This is a genomic window from Candidatus Edwardsbacteria bacterium (assembly GCA_031082425.1).
GTDB lineage: Bacteria > Edwardsbacteria > AC1 > AC1 > EtOH8 > UBA2226.
Map to the genome: position 1 here is coordinate 1 of JAVHLB010000019.1, position 2,845 is coordinate 2,845.

Here is a 2,845-nt window from a genome sequence, read left to right on the forward strand (position 1 = left end):
AGGTGGCCCTCCGCGGATCGTAAGAGCGACCTTGGATACTTTGAATCGGAGGAATATCGATATAACTGAAGGAACGGATCTTTCGGGAACCCCATATTACAATTCAGGCGAATGGTTTTATCATTTGGCCGGAGATAAAACCGGCCTATGGGCCGGGCGGGGGTGGACGGCACGTAATTATGATGCCGATCATGACACGATTATTAACGGACTTTTCTATTATGACTTTAAAACCAATATGTGGTTCCGCGAGATTCCCGACGCTGTCGGCCTGTCAAGCGATTATATCACCGGGCTGGCCGACTGGGAAGGCACTGTAATGGTAGCAACGAAAGAAGCGGTCTACAAACACGGCGCCAGAAAATGGAAAAAGATACTTGAGGGTTCGAAAATCAGGATATTACATTCAAGCACTGGACTTTTCATAAAGGATGACAAGATGATACAACAATACCTGCCAACGGCCGGGATTTGGCAGCCGGTCTGCTCCCTTTCGGTACTTCGTTCAGAACCGAAGGAAATTCAATCTGTGCCGGACCAAGGGATGCTGATAGGTACCGACGGTGGGCTAAAGATGGTAACAAAGAATGGGAAGGTCCGGCAAATTTCCTCGGGAGTGACAAAAAGCATAACCAGGCATCAGGGGAAATGGTGGGCGATCGTATCCGGGGAGCCGTATCAGATAAAGATGGATGGCGACTCTCTCCGGTTGGAGAAACCGGCTGTACGTGAGGAATGTTTGCGTGAGGAATTTGAATTCCTGGAGGGGACTGTGCCGGAGATATCGTCCTCCCAATGATCAGGGGCCGTGCGACAGGAAGAACCGGGCGATAGCGCGCTGGGCCGCAGCCTTTCGCCAGTCCATTTTCAGATTATGGGTAGAGGGCCGAATCTCAAGGATCTTTCGGAACTCCTGTTCAGCCATCTGGTATTTACCCTGACGAAGCAATAGCTGACCAAGGGCCAGATGAGGGGTAATGTGCGTCGGGAAGGCGGAAGCTATATAACGATAAAGAGATATGGCTGCTTCATCGCTCCGGCGATAGGCAAGCATCTCGGCCTTAAGATAGGTTATTCCGATATCTCCCGAATAATGTTTGGCGGTATCCAGTTGAGCTTCGGCCTCTGCGACCCTTCCGGCAAGGTACAGAGATAAGGCATATTTTTCACGGGCAAATCCGTTGTTGGGATACAACCTTATAGCCTTTCCCATATTCAAGGCGGCATCGGCGTAATATTTTTGCTCTCCGCAGAGATCACCTTGTCTTTCATAATAATTCGACATACCCGTTGTATATAGATTGACCGCCAGGAAGAGGCTTCCCAGAAGGAATCCCGACACCATTAAGGTGCGCAAAGAAGAGGCCAGCGGCTTGTTCAAGATCACTGGTTTTGGCATTATCATGCCCAGGCTTGTCCAGAAAGCCGTTGCCAATGGGATTGTGTGAAGAAAATTATTGAAAAGTCCGGCCAGGCTCAATCCCATCACGCCATACCAATGCCATATCCGCCGGTCTTCCTTTTCATATCTGCTGCCTTCGCGAAGCCCCAATCCCAGTATGAATAAAAAAGCTGCCAGTCCTGCGACACCGGTCTCTGCCCAAACATGAAGGGGCTCGCTGTGAGCGTGCAGGGCAAAAGAGGCATTGCTTTCGTATTTCGTATATTTTCCCGTGCCGAATAGTGCAGCCTGATAGGGTATATAATTTATCTGGTATTGGCCGATTCCCACTCCTTTTAATGGATGATCCTTAATCATATTTGCTGTTGCCGACCATATCAAATAGCGGCCGCGCAAGGTATGCCCATCTAGCATATCCCGTGCCCGCACCATTCCAAAAACGATGATGGACAACCCGGCAAGACATATGCTAGCTACCAAAATCCTTTTCTTGCCGATCCTGTCAAGAAGGATGCTTTTATCGATTCCCCTGATTGCAGCAGCAATCCCTAGTATTGCTGCAACAGCATATGCGGTTCGGGAAAATGTTGCCAGGAAGCATAGTCCCTGCAAAAACATTCCCAGTATCAACATATACCGGACCATTTTGTGACAGTTTCTCTTGAACAGGCCAAGGGTTATGACGAACGAATAAAGCAAAAAGAAGGCAAGATAGTTGGCATTGCCTATTGTCGAATAGATATGCATCTTGCCGGGCGAAAGGTATCCGGGATCCATGAAGTCTGGGGCCACCAGTTGTTTGATGCCAAAAAAGGAAACGATGCTGCCCCCAGCGGCAATGGCAAGATCGAGGGTCTGCTGTAACTGACTGCGGTCATCCATGGACGATACTGAAAGCAGAAGTATCATCATGATAGAATGAAAGTAAAGCCACTGCAAACCTAGGTATGGCTCTAACGATCCGATTAAAGATATCGCACCGGTAGTACAAAAGAGAAGCGCGGATACAGTTAAGTATGATGCCGCTCGATAGCGCGTGAAAGATTGGCCATAATATAGGCCAACTGCTGTAGCCAATGCTATCATCGGCAGTGCCACAAAATTTTTAACGGCAAAAGGATTGGCTCCGTCGATTTGGAAATATAGGGCCGGGAGGACAACAGCTGCGGATATTAAAAATTCATACAACATAAGAATGAAAATAATTTATAGGATTTTACTAAAAATCGACAGATAAGTAAACAGCTTTTATGACATTTTGTGTTTATCTGGTAGGCAAAAAAGCCTGCAGCTCCTGCTGCAGGCTTTTTGTACGTTTTTTGGTTCATTTGGTGAAAGCTATCTCACCATTTTTGGCGTCAACGCTTATTTTGTCCCCCTCCTTGAATTCTCCCTCCAAAATCCTCATGGACAAAGGATCCTGCAGCAGTCTCTGAATGGCCC

General features: G+C 47.8%; 2 protein-coding genes. One reads left to right on the forward strand and one right to left on the reverse strand.

Annotated elements, in window-relative coordinates:
- On the forward strand, positions 1–799 hold a 799-nt coding region (locus RDU76_11900), incomplete at its 5' end, for a hypothetical protein (protein MDQ7799625.1).
- Here the strand turns inward: RDU76_11900 and RDU76_11905 are convergent.
- A complete protein-coding gene (locus tag RDU76_11905; protein MDQ7799626.1) occupies positions 800–2,284 on the reverse strand; it encodes an O-antigen ligase family protein in 1,485 nt (494 codons plus the stop codon).
- Between the last annotated feature and the right edge of the window lie 561 nt (positions 2,285–2,845).

What these genes read in the sequence shown, in the direction of transcription:
- RDU76_11905 (MDQ7799626.1), bottom strand. Translation starts at nt 2,284, where the DNA reads ATGGATGACCGCAGTCAGTTACAGCAGACCCTCGATCTTGCCATTGCC.